The following is a 25547-nucleotide window of genomic DNA, read 5'->3' as shown; positions in this document are numbered from 1 at the left end:
TCTTCTATTTGCTGATGCCGCTTCATATACATAAGGTAAAGCAAACGAGAATGTTTTACCGTACAGGGGGGGCTTGGATTGGAATTCCTGATCAGGGACAAGGATGATGCATTATGGATAAAAGCATATTTTGCAAAGGAAAAACGGCGCACTGTGAAAATCCGGGAAGCAGTGCTGCATGGGAAAATACATTATGTTGTGGAAGCGGCCGGCAATAAACAGGAACTGCAGGCAGCCGTTGCAAATTTCATCATGAAGAAAAAAAGAAACGAGTGGATTTGTAACCAACTGAAACAAGCCTATTTTTTTCAGGCGGAAGAAGAGCAAAACCGGATACTCGAAATCGTAGACGGCATGCTGAAAGGAGAGCGGCCGGAGCTGACGGATCTGGCGGGTGAGATCGACGAACGCGCCGCTATTGAAGGAGCGGTCGCACCGCTGGTTGGCGAATCGTGCACATTGCCGCTCGCTTCCGTGCTGACGTTCCGCTTAAAAGGCTATTTTGACTGTCTTGACCGATACATCGGCATTGCGATTGACGAATACAAAATGGAACAGGAATACCAGATTTTTGTGCAAAGCCTTAGGGATTACTTAAAGCAAAAAGAACCAAAAAGGGAAAAAATAAAGCTTTGCCTCGGGGAACAGGTGAAATTTTACAACGGCCAATTCCGGGAAATGACGAGGGAAGAACTGAACGGATTGATTGACCGCAGGCTTCTGTCCAACCACCCTGTCTATATTGACTCAGTCACAATTGCACCGCTTTTATCGATTGCGCCCAGCCGGATTGAAATTTATACGGATACGCCGGACCAGGCTTTGATTCGTACGATATGCAATATTTTTGAAGAACGGGTGGCCGTGAAAAGCCGGATGCATTTTATGCACGATCAATTCGCCGCCAGTGAATAAAAAGGGGGCTTGAACCGGGGGCAAATGCAGCACGGCAACAAAATCAATCGCCATCCCTTGATTTTTTCATTGCAAACTTCTATAATTACTTACATAATCAATTGGAAATGAAAAAGTCAATGTGATGACGAGGACAACAGGATTCTGTTACCGCCTTTCAGAGAGGAAAGCCTCAGGCTGCAAGCTTTCCGGCACGGACAGGATGCTTACCGCCTCCGAACTTCAGTCGTGAACAAAATCAGTAGCGGCTGACGGATATTTCCGTTATCATACTCAAGCCGCGCGTAAAGACGTGCGGAAATGAGGGTGGAACCGCGTGTACAAAACTCGTCCCTTGCCGGGGGCGGGTTTTTTATTTTTTGGCTGTGTTTTCGTGCGGACGTGCTCGTACGGATGCCTGCAAAAAGCAGCCTCGTGCAGGCCGCCCGCGTGACAGCTTAATTTTTAAAGGAGTGGGACATATGGCAGAGATCGTAAAAATCACTTTTCCAGATGGTGCTTTAAAGGAATTTCCATTTGGAACAACAACGGAAGAGATTGCCCAATCGATCAGCCCGGGCCTCAGGAAAAAGGCGCTCGCCGGCAAACTGAACGGCAAACTGCTCGATTTGCGCACACCGATTGAAGAAGACGGCGCAATTGAAATCGTCACCCCTGAGCATGAAGATGCGCTCGGAATCTTGCGCCACAGCACGGCACACTTGATGGCACAGGCTGTCCGCCGCCTGTATGGCAATGTCAAGTTTGGCGTCGGCCCTGCAATTGAAAACGGATTTTACTACGACATGGATCTTGAAGTGTCGCTCACGCCGGAAGACTTGCCGAAAATTGAAAAGGAAATGAAAAAAATTGTTGCGGAAAATCTTGAAATTGTCCGCAAAGTCGTATCCCGTGACGAAGCCAGAAAAATATTTGCACATGATGAATACAAGCTTGAACTGATTGATGCGATTCCGGACGAAACGGTCACGGTTTATGAACAGGGCGAATTTGTTGACCTGTGCCGCGGCGTCCATGTGCCATCAACCGGAAAAATTAAGGAATTCAAGTTATTAAACATTGCCGGTGCATACTGGCGCGGCGACAGCAACAACAAAATGATGCAGCGCATATACGGGACGGCTTTCTTCAAGAAAGAAGATCTCGAAGCCCATTTGAAATTCCTGGAAGAAGCAAAAGAACGCGACCACAGGAAAATCGGGAAAGAACTCGAACTTTTCACGAACTCGCAAAAAGTCGGACAAGGCCTGCCGCTCTGGCTGCCAAAAGGCGCAACGATCCGCCGCACCATTGAACGGTATATTGTCGACAAGGAAGTCAAACTCGGCTATGACCACGTCTATACGCCGGTGCTTGGCAGCGTGGACCTGTATAAAACGAGCGGCCACTGGGACCATTACCAGGAAGATATGTTCCCGGTCATGAAAATGGACAATGAAGAACTCGTGTTGCGTCCGATGAACTGCCCGCACCATATGATGGTGTATAAAAATACGATCCACAGCTACCGCGAATTGCCGATCCGGATTGCCGAACTCGGGCTCATGCACCGTTATGAAATGTCAGGTGCGCTCTCCGGCCTGCAACGGGTGCGCGGCATGACATTGAATGATGCCCATATTTTCGTGCGTCCGGACCAGATTAAAGAAGAATTCAAGCGCGTGGTCGAACTGATTCTTGAGGTATATAAAGATTTCAACATTACCGACTACTCGTTCCGCCTGTCGTACCGTGACCCGGAAAATACGGACAAGTATTATGATGATGATGAAATGTGGAACAAGGCACAGGCGATGCTGAAAGAAACGATGGATGATTTTGGTTTTGACTATTACGAAGCGGAAGGCGAAGCCGCATTTTACGGCCCGAAGCTCGACGTCCAGGTCCGCACGGCGCTTGGCAAAGACGAAACATTGTCAACCGTGCAGCTTGACTTCCTGCTCCCGGAACGGTTTGACCTGACGTATGTCGGGGAAGACGGTAAGCCGCACCGCCCGGTTGTCATCCATCGCGGCGTTGTCTCGACAATGGAACGGTTTGTCGCTTATTTAATCGAGGAATACAAAGGGGCGTTTCCGACATGGCTTGCGCCGATTCAAGTACAAGTGATCCCGGTATCACCGGATGCCCATTATGACTATGCGCGGAAAGTCCAAGAAGCGCTCAAGGCGGAAGGGGTCCGCGCTGAACTTGATGCCCGCGATGAAAAATTGGGCTACCGGATCCGTGAAGCCCAAGTGCAAAAAATCCCGTACGCGCTCATTGTCGGCGACCAGGAAGCCACAGACAATGCGGTCAATGTTCGCAAATACGGCGAGAAACAAACGGAAACGGTGCCGGTGGACACATTCCTCAGCAAGATAAAAGAAGAAATAAAACGGTAAAACAGACAAGAAATCACGCACCCTAAAGGACCACAAAAAGGTTTGCAGGGTGCTTTTTATTATATAATAGAGGAAAAAATGGGTTGGCACAGGGGAAGGGGACGGAGCCTAATGGACTTATTTCGGAATCGTCATTTTAATGCGTTGTTTTTTGGCAGGCTGTTCACCAATATCGGGGATAGTGTTTATTATATTGCGATGATGTGGATGGTTTTAAAATTAGGGGGGAACTCGACGGTTTATACCGGATTTGCCGGATTCTTATTTTCAATGACAGAGGTGCTGAGTTTATTTTACGGCCCGGTTCTTGATAAAATAAATGCAAAAAAATTGCTGGTTACAGCAAGCTTTTTACAAGCCGGCTTACTGCTTTTTCTTGTTGTTTTAAGCAAGTCTGGCATCATGAATGTCTGGCTGCTGTTGCTTTCCATCCCGGTTCTTTCGTTTTTATCGGAACTGACTTACCCGTTAGAAAGCGTATTATTGCCGAAAGCCGTGGAAAAGAAAGATCTCGTCAAGGCCAATTCACTCATGTCCATTGCATATAAGGGTTCGGATTTTTTCTTTAATGGGATTGCCGGGTTTATCCTCGCCGCTTTCTCGATGTCGATGGTGCTCGGGATGAATTCGCTTCTTTTTATACTCTCATCCATTCTGTTTTTGTTTTTAAAAGTACAGGTAAAAAGAAGCAAGCAAACCGGGAGCGTACGGGAAGAATGGCAGGCGTACAAACGGGATTTTAAAGAAGGCCTATCGTTTGTCAAACAGCCTTTCATCTTGCAATTATTAATCCCCTTGCTGTTTTTAAACTTTTTTTTCGCAATTGTAATGGTCGTATTGCCTTCTTTCGCCAATACTGCGGGCGAAGGCGCTTCATCCTACGGCATCATGACAGCGGCTTTGGGTTTAGGGGCTTTGGCGGGAGCGGCAGGCGCGGATAAAATCAGCCGGATATTTCCGTTTGGCAAAATATTGGCTGCAGGCTTTTTGCTCTCCGGGTTGTCCTGGCTTTTCATGATTTTATTGAGCAATGTTTCGATATGGTATGTTTATACGCTTATGTTTATTTCCGAGTTATCTATTGGTGCCATCAATGTTTTGTTTTCTGCCATATTTCAGCAATTGCCTGATGAACAAATGTTAGGGCGGGTCAATACCATCAACGTGAGTTTGCTATCGCTTGCGATGCCGGCAGGATCATTGATCGGCGGCGTGATGGCCAAGATCACTTCTGTCCAGCTTACCATGAGCTTTTTTGGAATAGGGTTGTTTGTCCTGGCACTGTTTTATATGGGAAGCGGAAGAATGAGAAAACTGCCAAAAGTTGTGGAGATTGACCATACGTATGTGAAATTAAGTAGATAAAAAAGGAGATAAATGGAAGGTACAACCATCATTCAGAAAAATGGATTGAAACCGGTGGCATGGTTAGGAGGGGAAAATGAAAAATTGATTTACATTTGATCCAATTTCCGTTCATTTTATATAAAATGCCGCTCTCTTGCCTACCGAAAAAAGCATGTAAATAGATGCTCAGGCTTGATGTAAAAGCTTTATTTTTAGAAGCTTTTGTTTCAACAAAGACAAGCATTTTCATTAAGCACTTCAGAGAGGAGACCAAAAAAACACTTGCGATTTCTCTGCCGTTTTGATAAAATAACGCATGTTGAGCCAAAAAAAGTTAAACAGATTTTCCGGGATTCTTGCAAATTGACATGGATACGGTAAAGTGATACAATAATTGAGTGAAATTGAATATAAGTTTGTGAAAAGAAGGAGCAGCCCGCTTCTCACCTGTTGACGCAATGGTGCAGTTGTCAGGTATCTATCAATGATCGTGATCATAAGCGCGGGTGTGTTCCCTGCGCTTTTTTTCGTGTGCAGTACGTTCAGGGCTTTTTCGCAAGCGAAATATTCACACGTTTGTTTGAAATTATCTTGGAGGTGGCTCATTATTAGCAAAGACATGATGGTGAACGAAGGCATTCGTGCCCGCGAAGTCCGTTTAATCGGCCAAAACGGCGAACAGATGGGAGTTAAATCCCGGAACGAAGCATTGGAGATTGCGGCACGTGCCAACCTTGACCTTGTACTTGTTGCGCCAAACGCAAAACCGCCTGTTGCCCGCATCATGGACTACGGAAAATACCGTTTCGAGATGCAGAAAAAAGACAGGGAAGCACGGAAAAAGCAAAAAATCATTAACGTAAAAGAGGTTCGTTTGAGCCCGACCATCGAAGAACATGACTTTAATACAAAACTCCGCAATGCCATTAAGTTTTTGGAAAAAGGCGATAAGGTAAAAGCCTCGATCCGTTTTAAAGGCCGCGCCATTACCCATAAAGATATCGGGCAGCGCGTCCTCGACCGGTTTGCAGAAGCATGTGCCGAAGTCGCCACGGTCGAATCCAAACCGAAAATGGACGGACGGAGCATGTTCTTAGTGCTCGCACCAAAAACAGAGAAGAAGTAACGTCAACTTAAGGAGGACTAATCATGCCAAAAATGAAAACACACCGCGGCTCTGCCAAGCGTTTTAAGAAAACCGGCTCCGGCAGCCTGAAACGTTCCCACGCTTACAGAAGCCATTTGTTCGCAAATAAAGTGACAAAACAAAAACGCCAGCTGCGTAAATCAACGCTTGTATCCGAAAGCGACATGAAACGCATCCGCCAAATGCTCGACAATCTGTAAGAAAACAAAGCTTTCAATTAGGAGGAAAAGATTATGCCACGTGTAAAAGGCGGTACAGTTACCCGCAGACGACGCAAAAAAGTTCTGAAATTAGCCAAAGGTTATTATGGTTCAAAACATACATTATTTAAAGTTGCCAATCAGCAAGTGATGAAATCCTACATGTATGCGTATCGCGACCGTCGCCAGAAAAAACGCGATTTCCGCAAACTGTGGATTACCCGTATTAACGCTGCGGCAAGAATCAATGGCCTTTCCTACAGCCGTTTGATGCACGGTTTGAAACAGGCAGGCATTGAAGTGAACCGCAAAATGCTTGCCGACCTCGCTGTGAACGATGCACAAGCATTTGCCGAACTGGCAAACAAAGCAAAAGCAGCATTATAATCAAAAAACAGAGCTTCCGGCATGCCGGGGGCTCTGTTTTTTAAAAAAAGCATTATAAATTTTCCGTCTGCTGTCTGATTTCTTCCTGGTTCAAAGTTTCGTTTGTAGCTTCCAAATTGGCATGTTCGTCCACTGACTCGCCCGGCTGAAATTCTTTTTGGTCGGATGCGATTGTCATTTCAGGCTCTGCCGGAATTTTTGGCATCTTTTTCGTCATTTTAACCAAGAATAGTCCCCCTTCTGGTAAAAAATTTCCGGATTCCCGGAAAAAAGTAAAAACCTGTTTTAGTTTGATATAATCATGGAAGAACTATACGAGGAGCGATTTCAATGGATGATGTTTTAAAGGTAAAATTATTGCATCCTGATGCACAACTGCCGCAAAGGGCCAATCCTGGAGATGCAGGGTTGGATTTATATTCCATCGAAGAAAAAAACATTGCACCGGGGGAAGCGGAACTGATCCGTACCGGCATTGCCATCGAGCTGCCGCGCAGAACAGAGGCGCAGGTCAGGCCGAGAAGCGGGCTCGCTTTAAAACACAGGGTCACCGTTTTAAACAGCCCGGGTACGATTGATGAGGGGTACAGAGGAGAAATTAAAGTCATTTTAATCAACTTTGGAAAGACGCCATTCAAAGTTGAAAAAGGGATGCGAATCGCCCAAATGATTATCGCACCCGTCATGTCTGTCACCGTAAGTGTTACGGAACAGTTAGCAGAATCCGAAAGAGGGGAAGGCGGGTTCGGATCCACTGGGATTGCCAAAATAAATGAAAAATAAAATTTCTTTTCATGAGATTTTTTCAACGAAATTTAATCTGTGCATGGTATAGTGGTTCCTGAGCAATTAGATCCGAATAACGAGGAATCCTATGAACAGTTTAATACACTTTATAAAAGAGCATGCATTTGAACTGGCTGCAGTATTGTGTTTTGCGCTCCCGCCTGTTGGTCTGTTTATCATGCTTGTATTCAGCCTTTCGGAACTGTACAGGCATATCAAAAATAAACGGTTGTTTTCATCTTCCCCTGTCTCCTTTTTCTTTCTCTGTCTTTTGGCAGCAACCACCGGAGCGGCTGTGCAAATGGGAGAACCGCTCCTTCTTGCTGAAAGCTTAAGGATTTTGTTTTACTGGGGAATTTTCCTTAAAATTATGGACAGCGGAACAAGGGGCAGATTCAAGCATTTCCGCTGGATTGTGATCGGCTGTGGCCTTTATGGTATTTTCATTGGCTGGCTTCCAAAAATGTTGTCGGATGACCCAGTGCTGGCATTTCTGACCGGCACGGAGCTGTTCGGTTTTAAACATTACAACAGATTAATCGGCAGTACTTACAATCCGAATTTCACGATGTTTCTGCTACTGATCGGGATTTCATTTCTGTTTGCGGAGATGCTGAAAGACGCGGGCAAGAAAGACTGGAAAAACTTGATTTGGAAATGTATCCCGCTTTTTTTCCTTAGTAAAGGCGTCTTTGATACTGGATCACGGGCCGGTTTTATTTCGATGATATGCATTTATTTTATTTTCTTTTTCAGATGGAATAAATGGATTTTTGGAGGCGGGCTTCTGTTTCTGGCGCTCGGAGCAGGCAAGCTTGCGGCGGTCATCCCGAGAGTTCATTCCATTGAAGGTTCTCTAACGGGCAGGGAAAAGATCTGGTATCATTCCTATAAAATTTTTGAAACCCACTTTTTGTTTGGCACAACACCACTTGGTTTCGGGAAAGTATATGCCAGCCTGTTCCATAAAAATATTTACCACGCCCATGATATTTTTATCGGTTTTTTTGTCGAATACGGGGCAATTGGCGGTATTGCTTTTCTTGCTGTGTTAGCCATGGGGGTGTGCAAATTGGGCAGATTATTTTTCATAAAAAGAAATTATCGTTACTTGAACATTTTTCTGCTCAGCCTGCCGGTAATCGTCCTGACCGGCTTTCTCGATGAACCAGTTTTCTCGCCCCAAATCGGGATGCTGGCAGTAGTGCTTTTATCCTACTGGGAGCGGTATTCAAAGCGAATGTTTCAACCGCATGTCGCGTTTTTAAACAGGCTGAACGTCAAACACAACATATTAAAACGGCAGCTTCCCAAACCGGAACTGCAGTCTATCAGCCGGGCTATCACGGGAGAAATAAAAGCGATTGAATCCGTGGTCCATGAAACGGCAGAGCCATTTGAAATCTGCAAAAAAGAAGTCAGGAACAATCGGGGCAAACCGGACGAAAAAACGCCGGACAAAGAGCTGAGTGATAAAACACCGGATAAAGAAAACGAATAGAGGGACAAGCATATCTGTCGTGTGAAGTGGCACTGCATGATCAAACTTGCTTTCCAACAGGCAAAAAACGTCCCTACAGATGTTTTCAGGAGCGTTTGCAGATTTGCCGGCTAGCTGTTCAAGATAGGTTGAGGATGGGGAATCCGTTCAAAGTGGAAAAAGGGTTACGAATTGCCCAAATGACGATCGCGCCCTGGAAACGGTTAGCTGAACCCAAAAGAGGGAAAGGCGAATTCGGGTCCACAGAATAGGCTGCGGGAGAGGACATGGACCGAGCCATTTCTAAACGGATTGGAACCGGTAAAAGAATGAAAATGGGCCTGCGTAAATGTTCAAGAACAGGATCAAGAAAAAATGCGTCTCATTTTTAAAATGGATTGTCGCATACTATACTAGTATAGTAACCAAAAAAAGAGTGATAAAAAAATGACGTATCCACGATCTTTTTCACATATCGGCCTTTCCGTTCCTGATTTGGACAAAGCCGTTCAATTTTATACCGAGGTGATGGGCTGGTACGTGATCATGGAACCATCTGAAATTAAAGAAGACGACAGCGCCATTGGCATCATGTGCAAAGATGTTTTCGGCTCTGGCTGGGGGTCGTTCCGCATCGCACACTTGGCAATGGGCGACGGAACAGGTGTTGAAATGTTTGAGTTCAAAAACAATGAAACACCTGACAATAACTTCGAGTACTGGAAAACGGGCATTTTCCATTATGCCGTCCAGGATCCGGATGTAGAAGGCCTCGTGGAAAAAATAAAAGCGCACGGGGGTAAACAACGGATGCCGATCCGTGAATATTATCCGGGGAAAAAGCCTTACTGGATGGTTTACTGCGAAGATCTGTTCGGCAACTTAGTGGAAATTTACAGCCACAGTTATGAATTGACATATTCAGAAGGCGCTTATTAAGGAGGAACCGGAAATTGAAAGGATGGCTTATCGGGAAACCTGCAAGCATTGACGACCTCACATGGGGAGAAGTGCCGGATCCCCGTGCAGGTGAAGGACAGCTTGTTGTGAAAGTGATGAGCACCGCTTTAAACCCGGTTGACTACCAATTGATTGAATCCGGCAATCCGAACTGGGTGTATCCGCATATAACCGGTGTCGATCTTGCGGGGGAAGTTGTTGAAGTTGGCCCGGATCCGTCTGGTTTTAAAACAGGTGACCGGATAGCATGCCACACCGATTTGAACCGGAAAGGGGCATTTGCACAATTTGCGGCCATTGATGCAAATGCAGCCGCAAAAATCCCTGATGGCGTTTCTTATGACGAAGCGGTAGCTGTGCTTTGTGCCGGGATGACCGCATATCAGGCAGTGGTGCAAAAATTAAACCATACTGACAAGCAAACGATTTTGATCCATGCCGGCGCCGGCGGAGTTGGCGGATTTGCCATTCAGCTCGCGAAAGAACTCGGGTTAAAAGTATTCACCACCGCTTCCGCCGCCAATCACGAATGGGTCAAATCGCTCGGTGCAGATACAGCGATAGACTATCATACAGAAGATGTCACAAAAAGAATCATGGAAGAGACGGACGGGGAAGGGATGGACCTGATATTGAACACTGTCAGTTCCGCCGAAGCGACCGAAGATTTGAAGCGGCTCGCTTTTTCCGGCCAGCTCGCATATATTGCAGGCGCCCCGGACTTATCCGGCATAAAGCCGTTCACGCTTGCGCCATCGATTCATGAAGTCGCCCTCGGTGCAGCCCATGCGAGCGGCTCCGTCCGGGCAAAGCAAAACCTGGCTTTTATGGCGGATGAATTGATGCAGCGTGTGAAAAAAGGGACGCTGAATCCGATGGTCAACCAAGTGCTCCCGCGTGAGGAACTGCCGGCCGGTTTGAAAACCTTAAAAGGCCGCCACGTACGAGGAAAAATCATTGTCAGAATGCATGAAGCATGATTCTAAAAGCGCCCGCTGCCGGACTTGCGGGTACCCCAAGCGGGAACATTCCTGATTTTTGCCGGATTTGATCCATTCCCATTCAAATATGAACATCAAAACAGGCAGTGTGGTCACATCTTGCATGTTGATCACACTGCCTGTTTATCGTCAGCTGACTTTAAATTTATTCATTTCGGTATCCAGCTTGCCAGCCAGCTCTTGCAATTCTTTCGCTGATTGTGAAATAATCTCTGTAAAGGCCCGCTGTTCCTGGCCGGAAGCAGACATCTCTTCGGAACTTGCCGCAAAATTTTCAACTGTAGAAGTTATCTCCTGAATCCGCTTCGAAATTTGTTTTGATTTTTCGTTGATCGTTTCAATCCCTTCTGCGGTATGCTGAAAACTGCCAACAATGTTGCTGTAAGTATGTTGAATCTGATGAAAAGCAGCTTCCGTTTTGTGGAACGCATCTTTTTGTTCATGTATAAAGGCGTTTGCTTTGCTAATATTTTCAACAGCTGCATTCGACTTTTTCGTTGTCGTGGCGATCAGGTCTTTAATTTCCCGGGCTGCTTTTGATGATCCTTCCGCCAGTTTGCGAATTTCGCCGGCAACAACCGCAAAACCTCTTCCGGCATCCCCGGCCCGGCTCGCCTCAATGGAAGCATTCAATGCAAGCAGGTTCGTCTGTTCTGCAATGGAAGTGATGACATTGACAAATGCCTGGACCTGGTCGATCATCCCGCTCAGTTCTGTAATAGACTCGTTTGCCGTCGCTGTGATTTCAATATTTTGATCTATTTTTTTGAACTGATGGTCAATCGTATTCTGCCCTTCTTTTACGGCGTCAAGCGAAGCAGCTGCATGTTCTGCCCCGTTGGCAGCTTCCTGCGTAATGGTTTCAATGAGATTGATCACCTCGTTTAAAGTTTTATTGATGTCATGGACGGTTTCCGACAGCTGGCTGTTCCCTTGCGCAAATTCATCAATGGAAGAGGCTACTTGATTGATAGATTGAAAACTTTCTTCCGTTCTTTTTGAGAGGGTATCCGTATGGGTAGCGACCTTTGATGAAAATTCCTTCAACCGTTTGGCCACTTCTTTTAAAGAGATTCTCGTTTGCCTGAGCGCCCTGGCAAGCTTGCCCGTTTCATCCTGAAAAGACTGAATTTTATCGAAAGACCCATTTTCTTCCCGTAAATCAAGTGCCGCTGTCTGTTCTGCCAGTTCGGCCGTTTGCAGGATCGGTTTTGAGATTACCCTACCCAGTATGTATGAAAGAATGATACCGATGATAAGGGAAATGAAAAGACCGATTAAAACATTTGTCGGTATGATTGCGATTCCGGCCGGGGGCACGTGGTTTCCGGTGCCGCTGTTTCCCTTGCCGATATTTCCGTAAACCGATGCCCCAATATTAATGGCAATCACAATCACAGAGTTGAGCACTGAGAGCATAATGATCTTGAATGAAATCTTTTTAACATTCTTTAACATAACGATCCTCCATCATTTAAATCTGTATGTAGTGTAGAAAAAAAGACTTAAAAAAGATTTAATCTTTTTGTTGCTTGCGGAATCCCTAATAAATTGATCGGCAAAAGGAGAAAAATTTTAATGGGGAAAATAAAATAAAGTAAAATTTTCCCCTGCTTTTAAACAATCAAGGAAAGGCCCAATGGCGAAAAACAGCGGGAACCCTTTTGGAAAAGGGATCCCGCTGTTTTTCAGCTTCCGATGGGTACATCAGCCTTTGTATTTTTTAATTAAATCAACAAATGCATCTGTAAATGATTGCAGGAACCGGACTGTGCCTTCATTCACAATTTTTCCGTTTTCATCAAACAGTGCAGTAACATTGCCGATATAAGCTTCAGGCTGCTGGAGGATTGGCATGTTCAGACAAACAAGCGACTGGCGCAGATGATGGTTGGCACCAAACCCGCTTAAGTTTCCAGGGGATTGGCTGATAATCGCCGCCGGTTTCCCATCCCATACACTTTGGCCGTACGGGCGCGAACCAACATCGATTGCATTTTTTAATACAGCCGGGATGGAGCGGTTGTATTCCGGTGTTACAAACAGCACCGCATCGAGCCCTTTTACTGTATCCCGGAATGTCGTATACTCGGCCGGAACCTGGTTATGGTCATCAAAATCCTGATTGTATAAAGGGAGCTTTCCAATCTCGACAAATTCCGTTTCATACCCTTCAGGAAAAAGGTTTGCTACATTTTCCGCAAGTTTTCTTGAAAAAGATGCTTTCCGCAAAGAACCAAGCAAAATTCCAACTTTTGTCATTCTATCGACCTGCTTCCATTTATATTTTATGCTAGATCATGATAAGAAAACCACTCCGGAAAGTCAAAATTCCTGCTTGCTATGTTGCTATGTGCCATTCAAGCCAGCTGGCGGTTTCCGGATGTTCTTGGTGACAACCACAAGCAATCGAAGGTCAATGATTGTTCTCGGTTTTTTGTTCCCCGATTAAAGTATTGACCAGTCTTCCTTATGGTAATCAAAAATAAAGGACCGATTTTGCCCAAACATTTTCGGTTTTAACGGGATGGTCCACGAGGCAAATACAAAACGCCTTGCCCTTTAGGTTTCACGCATTCAATCAGCAGACGAAAGTAGTCACGCTTCATTCTTCTGCCGTGCCGCGTTCTTTGCAGCAAGGACGACGAAATGAAAGAAGACGGCAATTATCTATGGAACCTTCATGTAGCCGTGCGTGATTCTGGCAAGTCGCGTTGCCTTCTGCTAACGCCATGTTCTTTGCGGCATGGGCATCTACGTAAAGGAAGCGGGGGAAATTGAGGGTCTTTCTTCACATAGAGTGCGTCTACGTTAAGGAAGCGTGGAAAAAAGGCAGCCTTCCTTCACATAGGGCGCGTCTATGTTAAGGAAGCGAAGGAAAATGGTCCTCTTCTTTAACCTAGAGCCCGTCTACGTTAAGAAAGCGTGGAAAAAATGAGTCCTTTCTTTACATAGAGCGCGTCTATGTTAAGGAAGCGAAGGAAATTGAAGTTGTTCCTTAACATAGAGCGTGTCTATGTTAAGGAAGCGCGGAAAAAAGTCGGTCTATCTTCACATAGAGTGCGTCTACGTTAAGGAAGCGAAGGAAATTGAAGTTGTTCCTTAACATAGAGCGTGTCTATGTTAAGGAAGCGCGGAAAAAAGTCGGTCTATCTTCACATAGAGTGCGTCTACGTTAAGGAAGCGAAGGAAATTGAGGTTGTTCCTTAACATAGAGCGTGTCTATGTTAAGGAAGCGCGGAAAAAAGACGGTCTATCTTCACGTAGAGCGCGTCTACGTTAAGGAAGCAAGCAAAAACGAGGCTCTTCCTTCACATAGAGGACCTCTAAGTTAAGGAAACGCAGAAAAAAGTTTCCTTTCTTCATATAGGGCGCTTCTATGACTGCCTTCCCTAGCCTCCATCTACAAACAGCAGGCAATTGTATGCCATACCAAAAAGGGAGCTTTCCTGAAAGCTCCCCTTTTTGGTGATCCGTGTCAATGTACTGCGGTATAAGTGCTTTCGATTTCCCGGATGCGCCGGTTCAGTTCCTCGTTAACCGGAACTTGAACGCCGTATTTTTTGCCGAGTTTGATGACGGTTCCGGAAAACAGGCCGACTTCGCTGTACCGTTTTGCCTCCACATCCTGCGCCATTGACGGCTTACCGGCAGGGCTCAGGTTTCCGACCACTTTCAGCCAGTAACGGAGATCTTCTTCCGTAAGCGGAAACCCTTCTTTTTCGGACAATGCCTCAACTTCCCGCATGGCGGCAATCATCATCTCGCGTGCAGGGCCGTCTTTTTGGATTTCGCCGTAATTGCTTTTGTAAACGGCGACGGTCTGGTTGACGCCGACATTGAGCATGAATTTGCCCCAAAGCCTTTTCATCATTTCGGTATCGGCTTCGTATGGCAAATCCGTTTGCTCAAAGAAGCGGGCCACTTTTTTCATTTTGTCCGAAAAAAGGCCCGGCTCTTTTTCGCCGAAGCAAAGCATGCCCATATGCGCATATGTCAGCTGGTTTCCGGTTTTGACGGCATCCATCCCCTGGGCGACACAGTATAACATTTTGTCCATTCCATATGTACGGCCAATGATTTCTTCGCTTGAGATCCCATTTAAGGCAGACAAAATCACCGTATCCGGCCCGACATGTTGTTTGACTGCTTCAACTGCCTCGTCCAGTCCGTTGAATTTGACCGTAAATAGCACCAAATCTGCCGGCTCCACTGTTTCTTCCGGTGTGACATAATGAAAGTGGCATTTTTCGCCGTTACAATAAACGCCTTCCCGCTCATATCGTTCAATGCGCTGTTGGTCAGCGATGATCCGCAAGTTTTTCGCCGGCATTTTTTTCGATAAATGATGCCCGAATAAAATACCGAGCGCGCCTAACCCAATGATCGATACTGTTTTGATTTCAGCCATTCCCCCGCCTCCTTTTTTCATTATTTTACCACAATTCCAACGAAATCGTCATTCAGACTGCCCGTTCCGGATGGCCAGGTATTGCTCCAGCCCTCTTTTGCGCAATTTGCACGCCGGGCATTCCCCGCAGCCGTCAGCGATGATGCCATTATAGCAGGTCAGCGTCTTTTCACGGACAAAATCAAATGCCCCGAGTTCATCCGCGAGCGCCCATGTTTCTGCTTTGTTACGCCACATGAGCGGGGTATGAATGACAAACTGCTGGTCCATTGAAAGGTTCAAGGTGACGTTTAAAGATTTGATGAAAATATCGCGACAGTCCGGGTAACCGCTGAAGTCCGTTTCGCACACACCGGTTACGATATGCCTTGCGCCGATTTGGCTGGCAAGCACCCCGGCAAAAGAAAGAAACAGCAAATTCCGCCCGGGCACAAACGTATTCGGAAGCTCCCCGTCTGCCCCTGCTTTCACGGTAATGCTTTCCCTCGTCAGCGCGTTCGGGGCGAGTTGGTTCAACAGCTGCATATCCAGAATATGCTGCTTTACCCCGAGCTCTTCCGCTATATTCTTTGCACATTCTATTTCAAGACGGTGGCGCTGCCCGTAATCGAACGTAACGGCTTCCACTTCCTGAAACTTTTTCTTTGCCCAGAAAAGGCAGGTGGTGCTGTCCTGGCCGCCGCTGAAAACAACGACTGCTTTTTCTTTTTTCATTGATAATCGTCCTTTCACACAAAACAGCACCGAAAAGGGATGCTGTTTTCTTAGTTTTTTAGAGAGGGTTTTCTAAAAACCTCTTCCATAAATGAAGGATTCTTCCCAATTGATTATACCATGGAACAGGCGCCATCTTTTAAAGCATCCGTTCTTTTTCGGAGTACGACATTTTTCACATAAATGCCATAAACAACCGGCTTTGCTATGATCCAGATCACAGTCATCGGCCGGACCGTTTTTTAAGATAATCATAGTGATTATCTTTATTTGGGAGGGACGGCTATGAAACGCTATGTGCAATTATTTTTCATGTTTGCGGTGACGGTGCTCATTGTAATGGGCATCCAGAAAGGGCTGAGCACACTGAATGTGTTGAACCTTGAAAATTTTTGGGCCAATTATGTCGTATTTTTGATTTTAGCCTATATGATTCTGTCCTTTTTCCTTCATTATTTTTCCAAGCGAAAAAAGCAATCATAAAATTTTTCCAGCGGTTAGCCTGCCGCTGGATTTTATTATTGTTTTTTTCTATTTTGCATTGCAAAGTAGTTCATTTTTTGATAAACTAACTTGCATAACAAAGTAGTTGAAATGGGGGTGGAGGGATGTCCATTCGAAGCCAGTTACTGAAAGGCATTTTAGACGGCTGTGTGCTGGCTGTGATTGAAAAAGAACCGGTTTATGGCTACATTCTTTCAAAAAAACTTCAGCAATTAGGCCTCCAGGAAATTAGCGAGGGGACGCTCTATCCGGTTCTGTTACGCCTGCAAAAGAACGGCTGGATCCATGGAGAGATGCAGCCATCCGATTCTGGGCCGAGCCGCAAATATTATGAATTGACGGAAAAAGGAAAATCCGCGCTGGATGAGATTACGGCAGAGTGGCAGCGAATCGCAGCCCCTGTAAATCTTTTATTGAAAGGAAGAAGTGAGGATGCTTAGTGTAAAACAGTTGATTGAGGAAAACAACCGTAAACGGCAGGAACTGGCACCTGAGAACAAAAAATTTTACAACGATATGCTTGACTACCTTCGCCTGCAAACCGTTTTGTCCGAGCAGCAAACAGAAGAAGTGCTGATGGAACTGCTTGACCATCTGCTCGAAGGCCAAAAAGAAAACAAGACAGCTGCGCAAATGTTCGGCGGTGACCCGAAAGCATTTGCCGACGAAATCATCAGGCAGCTGCCGAAAGAAAACAAACGCAATATGGTTTCTTTTACAATCAGGATAATGATCTTGCTTTTGGGGATTGATTTGGTCATTAATGGCATTACTGCTTTTGTTGTTGAACGGTTCTTTTCCAGACCTTTGCCGCCGTTTTATCCTGTACCCGCGGCCCTGAACTTTTTCATTGCCGGGCTATACGTGATCTTTGCCATTTGGTATATCTTTCGTATCTTGAAAAAGAGTTTGTTTAAGGAAAAGACAAAAAAGGTGCAAATCCTAACTTTTTTGAAAATAGATGCCGTAATCTTTGTTTTTCTGGGCGGCGTTATTTTGCTGGATAAATTCATGCCGAAAATCGGCCCGTCCTTTTCTTATCCGTGGTGGTTGCCGCTCGTTTTAGGTGTGGTGAGTTTAGGGGTTTACTATAGCTGGGAGAAAGCAGCAAAGTCCCGGGGGATATAGTTCTAGCGTGCAATAAATCTGTTGTTCAAAAGCCCGTGTGCGGTTTCGCCACGGGTTTTGCATGCGCCAACTATGTTGCACGCAATTGTGCGTAAAGGTATTGCAAAAAAACAGCGGGGACTGTGAAATATCTTCTTTCAGGGAGATGAAAGACAAAATGGTCGGCCAGGATTCTTGAACTGTCTTTCAGCGGGTGGATGAAAGACAGTTCGAGAGGCTGCGATCTTCTAAATGTTCTTCACCGGGTGGATGAAAGACAAAATGCTGGTGCGGCAACTAGCAAAATGTCCTTCATCAGATTAATGAAGGACAAAATGCGGGTCGGCCTATCTATTTGGCGTTCAGTCTCATTTTTTCTCCGTTCGGCTACTTGGGGCTCTGATTAGAATTGGTTCGCCAGCTTTTTATTAAAAGGGCTTACAGCCGGCCTTCCCTTTTCGCTCGAGTTTTTCACTCGGAAATTTCTGCTTTTCCTGCTGCTTTTTTCACCGCTTTCACTTCATACATGCCGAGTTCCATATTGAGCATATAGTCCGGTTTTGACTTGCCGCGGTTTGCCCTATGTCCTGCGATATGGACATCGCTCTTTTCCCACTGTTTCCAGTGCGTTTCTGATTCCCATGTGATCATGACAATCACTTCTTCTTCGCCGCGCCCTTGTTTTTTCTGCATGATTTTTATATCAACAAAGCCTTCCTGTTGTTCGATGATTCCCGGTTTACTGAATCGTTCGATAACCTGATCTGCATGTCCTTTTGCTACCGTCATTCTTCGTAATTGTACAAACATAAAACCTTGTTCACCCCTCTTTTTCTTCTTTGTCCGGTTTTTCTTCGTTATCTGATTTTTCTTCCGCGCCGGCTGCTTTCTCTCTGATTTCCTCTTCGCGGATTTCAAACAGCTCTGTAAATTCGTTGATGACCATTTCGATTGCCTTTAACTCGCCGACAATCACCGGGTTAATGGATTGCAGTTCCGGTGTTGCAAGCTGCTCTTTCAATGTGTTCCGCTTGATGTTCAGCCTGTTTAGAAACTCGATTGCCCTTCCACGGCGGAATGTTTTCGCACCGTGATGATGGTGTTTTCTTCTGCCATGTTCCTCTTCACCCGGATGGCAAGGCCCTTCAAATTTTCCTCCCGGTCCAATTGATGATCTCATATATGTGCTCCTTTCTGTATACAGTTGTATACACAAGTAATTGTATACAGTTGTATACGTTTTGTCAAAGTATGTGTAAAATTTTACTCGAAGGGCAGATGAGTGGAAAAAAATGGGAAGACGCTCTATCATTTAAATGTACGCTTGTGGGCGAATACATTTAGAAAGAGGTCTTCCTATGGATATTATATCAATAATTGCTAGATTATTAAAGGATACAAAAAGTCTTATTGAATTTGAAGAACAAGTTAAAATTCTGATCCAGAATGCCTTTACGCAATGGGTTGGGGAAATATTTGAGACGTTAGATAAAACAATTAAGCAGAAAAAGCTGGAGGATGGCTGGGAGTACTGCCGGAGTGATAACAGAAGCATTCAGTTTTTATTTGGAAATGTGACCTTTAAACGTTCACTAATGCATGACCAGAAAGGGAATTCACATTATCCTCTGGATGAATGGTTAGGGCTTTTACCATACCAACGATACAGCCCGTTAGTGGAGTTAAAGGTGGCAGAGTTGGCAAGTGAGAACACCTATCGGGAGGTAGCTGATATTTTAAAAGAATGGACAGCAATAAGTCTGAGTCACACAACTGTAGGGAACATGGTGAAACACGTAGGGAAAACGCAAGCTGAAGCCGACAAGGCACTTGTAGAAGAGCTAGAAATAGCTGATTCACTACCTGAGGGAAAGAAGGTAGATTACCTGTTTTCCGAAGCTGATGGTATATTCGTCCGGGGACTAGAAAAGAAACAGGGTTTGGAAGTCCACCACGCCATTCTCTATGAAGGATGGGAAACCAATGGCAAAAGAGTCTCTCTACACCATCCCGTTGTTATCATGACGACGAAATCCATCCAGACATTTTGGGATGAAGTCCAAGCTGTAGCAGCCAACACCTATTCCCTAGAAAAAGCTCGTGTCATTACAAATAGTGATGGAGGTGCGGGGTACACAGCTGAACGGTTTCAAACAGCATTCTCACAGTCGGAATATCCGGTGCTCAACCAGCTGGATACCTACCACGTTGCACAAGCCATTGTAAGGACATTTGGGGGCGGAAAAAGCGAGATTAAAGAGCAAACTAGAAAAGCAATTAAAACGCGTGACTGTGACCGATTCACGTTATATTTGGATACGTATGAGAGCACATTGACTGATGAAAAGAGCCTTAAGAAAATCAAGGAATTCCGTTCGTATATCTTGAAAAATTGGGAACGCATTTTTGACTGGAGAGACAAGGTTGAAAACGTGCCAGAAGGTGCAAGAGGCCTAGGGGCGATGGAATCAAACCAAAGGCATATCTCATTCAGAATGAAGAAAAGGGGCATGCATTGGAGCAAAAAAGGCGCAGAAGCCATGGTGAAAATTAAACAAGGGATTCTTAACCAGACATTGAGGGAAGCTTATTTGAAACACCGTACAAGAAGTGGGAAAAAACAAAGGGAATTAAAACAAGCAATAAGGTTATCAGAGCTAATTAAACAGCCAGTACGTCCGTCAATCGGGGTGAAACATGGATCTGTCGCTTTATATACAAGCCATTCATCTGCAATGGGGCATTTAAGCAAAATTCTTGGGTATTAATTTCAGCCTAGATAAGTGGCATTAATTTGGAAAATTATTGCCACTTATCCAGGAGAGCAAGCGAAGCGCGGTAGCCGAAAAGTGTACAAAAAAGAGTGTCTTGAAAACCCGATATTTAAATACTATCGAGAAAAACTTGACACATACTTTGTCAAAGGTTGTTTTGCAAAAAATTATGTTTTTAAGTTGAATTTAAGAATATGGCACTATATTTTTGATATCAAATGTGCCGGGGTGGAGCTGAAGATGAAAAAAATTATGCTAAATTTGCCATTGATTTGTTCATGGCAATCATGTTTGTTTTGTTCTTTAACAAAAATGTTTTAGGCGGACTTGCGTACCATGAAATTGCAGGGCTTGTGTTCGGCGTCGTGTTTTTGACGCATGTCTGCCTGAATTTAAACTGGGTAAAAAATGTTACGCTGAAAATGTTTGACAAAAGGTTACCGTGGAAAGCGCGCGGGAGTTACGCGCTCAATCTGTTGCTGCTGATTTCCATGTGTTTCATTATTATCAGCGGCATCATTATTTCACGCGTTGTTTTTCCGAACATCAACCTTGGAAATGAAGGCTGGTTCAAAACAACACATATTTCCGTTTCTTTCCTTGTGCTGATTCTTGTTGGCGTGCATGTCGGGCTGCATTGGCACTGGGTGGTCAATGTATTTAAAAGGATGGTCCATTTCAAGGCGAAAAACAAATGGGCAGGTTATGTTGCAAAAGTCGCCGCTACCCTGATTCTTGTGTTCAGCTCCTGCGAAATCATACAAACAGGGTTCCTGAACCGCATGGCAAGCGCCGCCTCTATTTTTGGCGGAAGCACGGGCAACAGTGAAATGGAAGGGCATCACGATTTTAATGGCAAAAGCGGCCAAAAATCGGATTTTACAAACGGGCAAAGGCTGGATTTCACGAACGGGCAGAAACCGGCTTTTGCAAATGAAAAGAAGCCAGATTTTGCAGACGGTGACCGCAGGGGAGGAGGGGATCATGATGGTGGCAGCGCGAATGTCTTGACTGTCCTTCTCACATATACAGGCATCATGTCCGCATTTGTTGTGCTCACTTATTATTTGAGAAAACTCACGGTAAGGAAGAAAAGAAGAAAAACGGCTTAACACGGAAACACCGCCGGTTTGCGCGCCGGCGGTGGAAATGTTTTACTGTGAAAGGGGAGCGGATAGTGGAAAAAGGTGATCTCATCCGCAAAATGGCAAAGATGGAACTTGAGGAAAGCCAAACAAGGCAGGCAGCCCTAGATTAGTATCCATTCCCGTTCCTGACTTGGACCGCTATATGAAAGCGCGGAAGCTTCACGGAAATTTGCAGACGAGTGGAATGAAAAACTCCATGCATTCGACCGAAAAGCCCTCCAACTCGTTGAAGAAAGCCGCCGCGATGTGACAGGGCGATGAAGAAGCTCATGGAAGCCGGGGACAGGAGTTTAACGGGTAGTTCTTCGCACAGGAATACCAATGCTGAATTTAGCAGGAATCATCAGGGGTGAGAGGGTAAAACCTTATTGTTTATAGTGCTGGCAAATGCTTGTAAAGGTTATAAGAGATCATCTGTTAACTCAAGGTTCCTAAACGATGCTATTATTTCCTCTATGTTTAACAAAAAGTTCTCTCACTCAAGTTTTATAATTCTTATAAAGGGAACTGATTTATAAGGAGCATTCCTGTTAGAAGGACTTTCGGAGACTTGAACAAAAAGAGCCCTCCTGGTATGATGCGGGGTGTCATCTCACAACGAATGACCCCTAATTTGTAACCAAGGAGGACTCCATAATGGATTTTAAACAAAATTAGAAAATTAATCAAGTCACCGAACAAACACTTGTAGTGGGAATTGATATTGCCAAGCGTACACACTACGCTTGCATTGTAGATGACCGTGGGCGAGTGCTCCAAAAATCATTTTCTGTGCCCCAAGCAGGAAATGGATTTGAACTGTTCTATCAGCGCGTTTTAGCCGCAATGAAAGAACACGAGAAATCGGAAGTCATTGTGGGAATTGAACCCACAGGGCATTACTGGCTCAATTTGGCCTACTTTCTTGAGGAAAGGGGTATTCCCTTGGTCATGGTAAACCCTATGCATGTAAAGCGATCAAAGGAGTTGGACGACAATTTGCCAACCAAGCATGACCGCAAAGATGCATTGGTTATTGCCCGTTTAGTTAAGGATGGACGTTTCAGTTACCCACGTATCTTAAAAGGCATGGAAGCCGAACTTCGCGTTGGGTCGACGTTCAGAAGTAAATTGACAGAGGAATTAGGGGCTGTCAAAAACATGATTATTCGTTGGTTAGATCGCTATTTCCCAGAGTTTGTACAGGTGTTTCCGTCTTTTGGGAAGATGGCTTTAGCTGCACTTGAATGCACACCATTTCCAAGTGATCTTTACCAGAAACAGCCCGATGAAGTTCTATCCCTTTTTCGTAAGGTTGAGGGGCTAAAATCCCCTCAAAGACCAAAAACAGTCCGTCTTATTGAAGTCGCGGCTGGCTCTATCGGAGTAACAGAAGGACTTGAGATGGCCCGTATTGAAATTGCCACACTTGTCCGCCGTTACCATCAGCTAGAACAAGATATCGAAAGTATTACAGGGCAGTTAATTGAACTTGTAAAAATATCTGCAGAGTACGAATGGCTATCAACGGTACCAGGGCTTGGAGATACAACGATTGTCGACTTATTAGCTGGAATCGGAAGCTTTTCACATTATCAAGATCCACGCCAATTAATTAAACTCGCGGGATTAACGTTACGTGAAAACTCCTCCGGTCTGCACAAAGGGCAAAAACGCATCTCCAAAAGAGGCAGAAGAAAACTGCGTGCCCTCCTTTTCCGGGTAATGATGCCGATGATTCGCCATAATGAAGCCTTTAGAAAGCTACATGAATACTACACAAACCGTCAGGTTAATCCGTTACGCAAGAAACAATCCATTGTGGTTCTATGCGGTAAGCTATTAAAAGTGTTACACGGAATTAGCACGAAGCACAAACCGTTCGACGCACAGCGAATGATGAGGGATATTCCTGGTCTCGCAGAGGCTGAATAAGGCCTCACATCCTTAGTAAGAGCTAGACAACAGGATGACACGGAGAAGCTGGCACTATTTTTTCCATTCGACCTCGGGTCCCTAAAGGAGCTTCGCTAGCCTCTGCCTTATGACTAGACCGAACGAAGGAATGTAGGCACACAGATGCCCAGAGACATGGGAGGGTACGTCATCATAAGTTACGCAGAGATCCATTGTGCATCGTATAATTTCCTATCACTACTTCCCATTATTATCCAGTAGTGACCGCGTAGCGTACCCGTATGTTGGAATAGTTTCACATAATATAAAAATTTTGTTAGGAAGCGTGCCAAAAAATATTTTTTTGACACCCCACTAACGGCTTAAACCGTTGATACATCAACATTTATAGAGGGAGGAATTTTTCATGTTGAAACTCAACTTTCGCACCAATAAAATAAGTGCTAATCGTTGGCTGTATTGAACTTTAAGTCTATCCATTATGTTGTTTGACAAAATGAATATAAAATGAAAAACACCTCGTTCCTTGGTATAGTGAGATTGACAAAAAATCACTACCACATAGAAGAGGTGTCCTCTACATGATAGACCAAAATTGCCAATACAATCAACTACCAAAAGAACTTGATTCTGTTTTTTCTGAGCTTGAAATGAAGAAGCACTTACGCCATGCTGGCATAAAAAAATCCTTTGGTTTTAGTTGTTCTTATTTGTTTCAACTTGTTTTCTGCTTGATTTTCCAACACAAGAATTGGTTTTCTCTTCTTGAGTCAAAGAAAGCAGATCAATTCCCAGCCAAGGATGCCGTGTATCGTTTCTTAAACCAATCGACGTTCAACTGGCGGCAGTTTTTACTTCTTTTGAGCACATTTACTATTCGCAAAGTAGAACGCCTTACTGACAAAAGTCGTCCTAAAGTCTTCATTGTTGATGACTCATCGTTTTATCGAAATCGTAGTCAAAAAGTAGAACTGCTGGCTCGTTGCTTTGACCACGCTTCTCTTAAAATGCGTTTTTATAAAGGATTTCGCATGTTAACTTTAGGCTGGTCGGACGGCTACACCTTCATGCCCATTGACTTCTCTTTACTCAGTTCCAAGAAGGCTCAGATTAATGGAATCTCTGAACAAATTGATAAACGTACCTGTGGGTATAAACGCCGTAAAAATGCTTTACAGTCAGAACCCGAACAGATCCCTAGTATGCTCAAACGAGCGCTTGCCAGTGGAATAAATGCAAGCTATGTTCTAATGGATTCTTGGTTTACTTTGCCTCCACTTGTCAAAGCCATTGTGGAACAAGGTTTAGACGTGATTGGCATGGTCAAGGAAACAAAACAACGATATAACGTTGACGGAAAGCTGGTTTCGTTAAAGCAGCTCTATCGCCTGGCTCAACCCCTACAGTCGAAGAAGGGTATCCTTCGCTCTATCCGTACCGTTATGGCGAATGGAACTCCTGTAAAAGTTATATTCGTTCAAAACAGAAACAAGAAAAGTGAATGGCTTGCCCTCCTCAGTACGGACTGCACCCTTTCCGAACAGGAAATTGTTCGAATCTATGGGATGCGTTGGGATATTGAAGTGTTCTTTAAGACGACAAAATCGCTTTTAAAACTTGAAAAAGAGCTCCAAAGTCGCTCGTATGATGGGTTAATCAGCCATACCACTATTGTATTTGCACGTTTTATCGTGCTATCGTGGCAAAACCGCTGCAACACCGATCAAAGAACAATAGGCAGGCTGTTTTATGAACTTTGCGACGAAGTAAATGAACTTGATTGGGCTGTTGCATTGCAGCAGTTAATCGAGCTTCTTCAAGACGCACTAAAACAGACCAATAAAAGATTTAAAAAGTTAATTCAAAGTCAACTGGAACAGTGGATCTCTGGCCTACCTAGTTATATCAAAGCTTATTTGCCAATTTCACTCTGCGAAAGTTGAGTTGAAAGAAAAGGATTTTGTTGCTTTTTTAACAGAGGCTGGCAGATATGATAAAACAGCGGAGAAGTGTACGGTTTGCGGGATCATTTTGCCATCGTTTTCGGATTATTTGCTGAGAGGGCCGGCGGGAGCACTGGGGACAAAGTATAATGTGATCAGCTATAGTGAACAAGGGCTGACCGTCATTCCAATCAATAATATTACGGGCAATATGTTACCGGACGAAACGGCATTTATTCCGGGAGAAAAGATCACAAGCATGAAAACTGTTCCGAAGCTTACTTACCACAGACTGTATGTTGGGACTTCGGATGGTACGGCTGTTTTCCGATTAAACAAAGTGCTAATCGGTTACGGCTGGCATAAAAGAAATTTGCCGTCATTCATTGCAACTGTAAACGGATTGGAAGAGCCGGTGCACATATAGAAGGAGCGGCTTTTTC

25 protein-coding genes and 2 other annotated features are annotated in these 25547 nt (G+C 44.7%); of the genes, 18 read left to right on the top strand and 7 right to left on the bottom strand.

The annotated features are described in order from the left end of the window. Nucleotides 1-78: 78 nt before the first annotated feature. The 6 genes from NST70_RS10620 to rplT all read left to right on the top strand — a co-directional run bounded on the left by NST70_RS10620 (nt 79) and on the right by rplT (nt 6380). A complete protein-coding gene (locus NST70_RS10620; protein WP_035188393.1) occupies nt 79-915 on the top strand; it encodes a putative sporulation protein YtxC in 837 nt (278 codons plus the stop codon). Between the two features lie 115 nt (nt 916-1030). Beyond that, nucleotides 1031-1253: a binding site (T-box leader), on the top strand. Between the two features lie 123 nt (nt 1254-1376). Further along, complete coding sequence (gene thrS / locus NST70_RS10615) at nt 1377-3299, top strand: threonine--tRNA ligase (protein WP_035188390.1); 1923 nt, start codon at nt 1377-1379, stop codon at nt 3297-3299. Between the two features lie 111 nt (nt 3300-3410). Continuing rightward, nucleotides 3411-4664, top strand: coding sequence for an MFS transporter (locus tag NST70_RS10610; RefSeq protein ID WP_017551256.1), 1254 nt, complete (start codon nt 3411-3413; stop codon nt 4662-4664). Between the two features lie 399 nt (nt 4665-5063). Next, nucleotides 5064-5179, top strand: a sequence feature (ribosomal protein L20 leader region). A 71-nt stretch (nt 5180-5250) separates the two neighbouring features. After that, a complete protein-coding gene (gene infC / locus NST70_RS10605) occupies nt 5251-5772 on the top strand; it encodes a translation initiation factor IF-3 (protein ID WP_071646874.1) in 522 nt (173 codons plus the stop codon). A 23-nt stretch (nt 5773-5795) separates the two neighbouring features. Next, nucleotides 5796-5993 (top strand): 50S ribosomal protein L35, encoded by a 198-nt coding sequence (rpmI, locus tag NST70_RS10600; protein ID WP_014097776.1) that lies wholly within the window; start codon nt 5796-5798, stop codon nt 5991-5993. A gap of 33 nt (nt 5994-6026) precedes the next feature. Next, nucleotides 6027-6380: a 50S ribosomal protein L20 gene (gene rplT, locus NST70_RS10595; RefSeq protein ID WP_013859897.1), complete on the top strand. Its 354-nt coding sequence runs from the start codon at nt 6027-6029 to the stop codon at nt 6378-6380. A 52-nt stretch (nt 6381-6432) separates the two neighbouring features. Here the strand turns inward: rplT and NST70_RS10590 are convergent, their stop codons facing one another. After that, nucleotides 6433-6606: a hypothetical protein gene (locus NST70_RS10590; RefSeq protein WP_168986088.1), complete on the bottom strand. Its 174-nt coding sequence runs from the start codon at nt 6604-6606 to the stop codon at nt 6433-6435. A 104-nt stretch (nt 6607-6710) separates the two neighbouring features. Between NST70_RS10590 and dut the strand changes: the two genes are divergently transcribed. The 4 genes from dut (at nt 6711) to NST70_RS10570 (ending at nt 10586) form a co-directional block, all read left to right on the top strand. Next, complete coding sequence (dut, locus tag NST70_RS10585) at nt 6711-7163, top strand: dUTP diphosphatase (RefSeq protein WP_035188387.1); 453 nt, start codon at nt 6711-6713, stop codon at nt 7161-7163. 91 nt (nt 7164-7254) lie between these two features. Beyond that, nucleotides 7255-8667, top strand: coding sequence for an O-antigen ligase family protein (locus tag NST70_RS10580; RefSeq protein ID WP_035188385.1), 1413 nt, complete (start codon nt 7255-7257; stop codon nt 8665-8667). A 426-nt stretch (nt 8668-9093) separates the two neighbouring features. Continuing rightward, on the top strand, nt 9094-9585 hold the full coding sequence (locus NST70_RS10575) for a lactoylglutathione lyase family protein (protein ID WP_035188383.1): 492 nt from the start codon (nt 9094-9096) through the stop codon (nt 9583-9585). Nucleotides 9586-9599: 14 nt separating this feature from the next. Continuing rightward, nucleotides 9600-10586, top strand: a complete 987-nt coding sequence (locus NST70_RS10570) for a zinc-binding dehydrogenase (protein WP_342475005.1) — start codon at nt 9600-9602, stop codon at nt 10584-10586. 150 nt (nt 10587-10736) lie between these two features. Here the strand turns inward: NST70_RS10570 and NST70_RS10565 are convergent, their stop codons facing one another. The 4 genes from NST70_RS10565 to queC form a co-directional block, all read right to left on the bottom strand. Continuing rightward, on the bottom strand, nt 10737-12065 hold the full coding sequence (locus tag NST70_RS10565; RefSeq protein WP_035188377.1) for a methyl-accepting chemotaxis protein: 1329 nt from the start codon (nt 12063-12065) through the stop codon (nt 10737-10739). A gap of 249 nt (nt 12066-12314) precedes the next feature. Continuing rightward, nucleotides 12315-12869 carry an NAD(P)H-dependent oxidoreductase gene (locus tag NST70_RS10560; protein ID WP_026683623.1) on the bottom strand — a complete coding sequence of 185 codons (555 nt, stop codon included), beginning with the start codon at nt 12867-12869 and terminating at the stop codon, nt 12315-12317. A 1216-nt stretch (nt 12870-14085) separates the two neighbouring features. Continuing rightward, entirely contained in the window at nt 14086-15018 is a 933-nt protein-coding gene (locus NST70_RS10555) for a 2-dehydropantoate 2-reductase (protein WP_014097784.1), read from the bottom strand. Nucleotides 15019-15066: 48 nt separating this feature from the next. Next, complete coding sequence (gene queC, locus NST70_RS10550) at nt 15067-15750, bottom strand: 7-cyano-7-deazaguanine synthase QueC (RefSeq protein ID WP_225620899.1); 684 nt, start codon at nt 15748-15750, stop codon at nt 15067-15069. A gap of 267 nt (nt 15751-16017) precedes the next feature. Here queC and NST70_RS10545 point away from each other — a divergent pair, with 267 nt between their 5' ends. From NST70_RS10545 to NST70_RS10535, 3 genes are all read left to right on the top strand, one after another. Further along, the gene (locus NST70_RS10545) at nt 16018-16215 is read left to right on the top strand and encodes a hypothetical protein (protein WP_013859890.1); all 198 of its coding nucleotides are present in this window, start codon (nt 16018-16020) and stop codon (nt 16213-16215) included. 125 nt (nt 16216-16340) lie between these two features. After that, nucleotides 16341-16676, top strand: a complete 336-nt coding sequence (locus NST70_RS10540; RefSeq protein WP_014097786.1) for a PadR family transcriptional regulator — start codon at nt 16341-16343, stop codon at nt 16674-16676. After that, complete coding sequence (locus NST70_RS10535) at nt 16669-17364, top strand: DUF1129 family protein (RefSeq protein ID WP_014097787.1); 696 nt, start codon at nt 16669-16671, stop codon at nt 17362-17364. Before NST70_RS10540 ends, NST70_RS10535 begins: the two co-directional genes overlap by 8 nt. A gap of 450 nt (nt 17365-17814) precedes the next feature. Here the strand turns inward: NST70_RS10535 and NST70_RS10530 are convergent, their stop codons facing one another. Next, the gene (locus tag NST70_RS10530) at nt 17815-18153 is read right to left on the bottom strand and encodes an antibiotic biosynthesis monooxygenase (protein WP_014097788.1); all 339 of its coding nucleotides are present in this window, start codon (nt 18151-18153) and stop codon (nt 17815-17817) included. Nucleotides 18154-18163: 10 nt separating this feature from the next. After that, entirely contained in the window at nt 18164-18523 is a 360-nt protein-coding gene (locus tag NST70_RS10525) for a hypothetical protein (protein ID WP_014097789.1), read from the bottom strand. 178 nt (nt 18524-18701) lie between these two features. Here NST70_RS10525 and NST70_RS10520 point away from each other — a divergent pair, with 178 nt between their 5' ends. The 5 genes from NST70_RS10520 (at nt 18702) to NST70_RS10500 (ending at nt 25531) form a co-directional block, all read left to right on the top strand. Beyond that, entirely contained in the window at nt 18702-20111 is a 1410-nt protein-coding gene (locus NST70_RS10520) for an ISLre2 family transposase (protein WP_342474934.1), read from the top strand. A gap of 284 nt (nt 20112-20395) precedes the next feature. Beyond that, on the top strand, nt 20396-21229 hold the full coding sequence (locus NST70_RS10515; protein ID WP_230090463.1) for a cytochrome b/b6 domain-containing protein: 834 nt from the start codon (nt 20396-20398) through the stop codon (nt 21227-21229). A 696-nt stretch (nt 21230-21925) separates the two neighbouring features. Then, entirely contained in the window at nt 21926-23179 is a 1254-nt protein-coding gene (locus NST70_RS10510; RefSeq protein ID WP_230951706.1) for an IS110 family transposase, read from the top strand. 563 nt (nt 23180-23742) lie between these two features. After that, entirely contained in the window at nt 23743-25104 is a 1362-nt protein-coding gene (locus tag NST70_RS10505; RefSeq protein WP_014097792.1) for a transposase, read from the top strand. A gap of 1 nt (nt 25105) precedes the next feature. Beyond that, entirely contained in the window at nt 25106-25531 is a 426-nt protein-coding gene (locus tag NST70_RS10500) for a hypothetical protein (RefSeq protein ID WP_100228781.1), read from the top strand. Nucleotides 25532-25547: the final 16 nt, after the last annotated feature.

Source organism: Weizmannia sp. FSL K6-0777, from assembly GCF_038593185.1.
GTDB lineage: Bacteria > Bacillota > Bacilli > Bacillales > Bacillaceae_C > Weizmannia > Weizmannia faecalis.
Note: the sequence above shows the minus strand (reverse complement) of the source record. Positions and strands in the feature narration are given on the sequence as shown.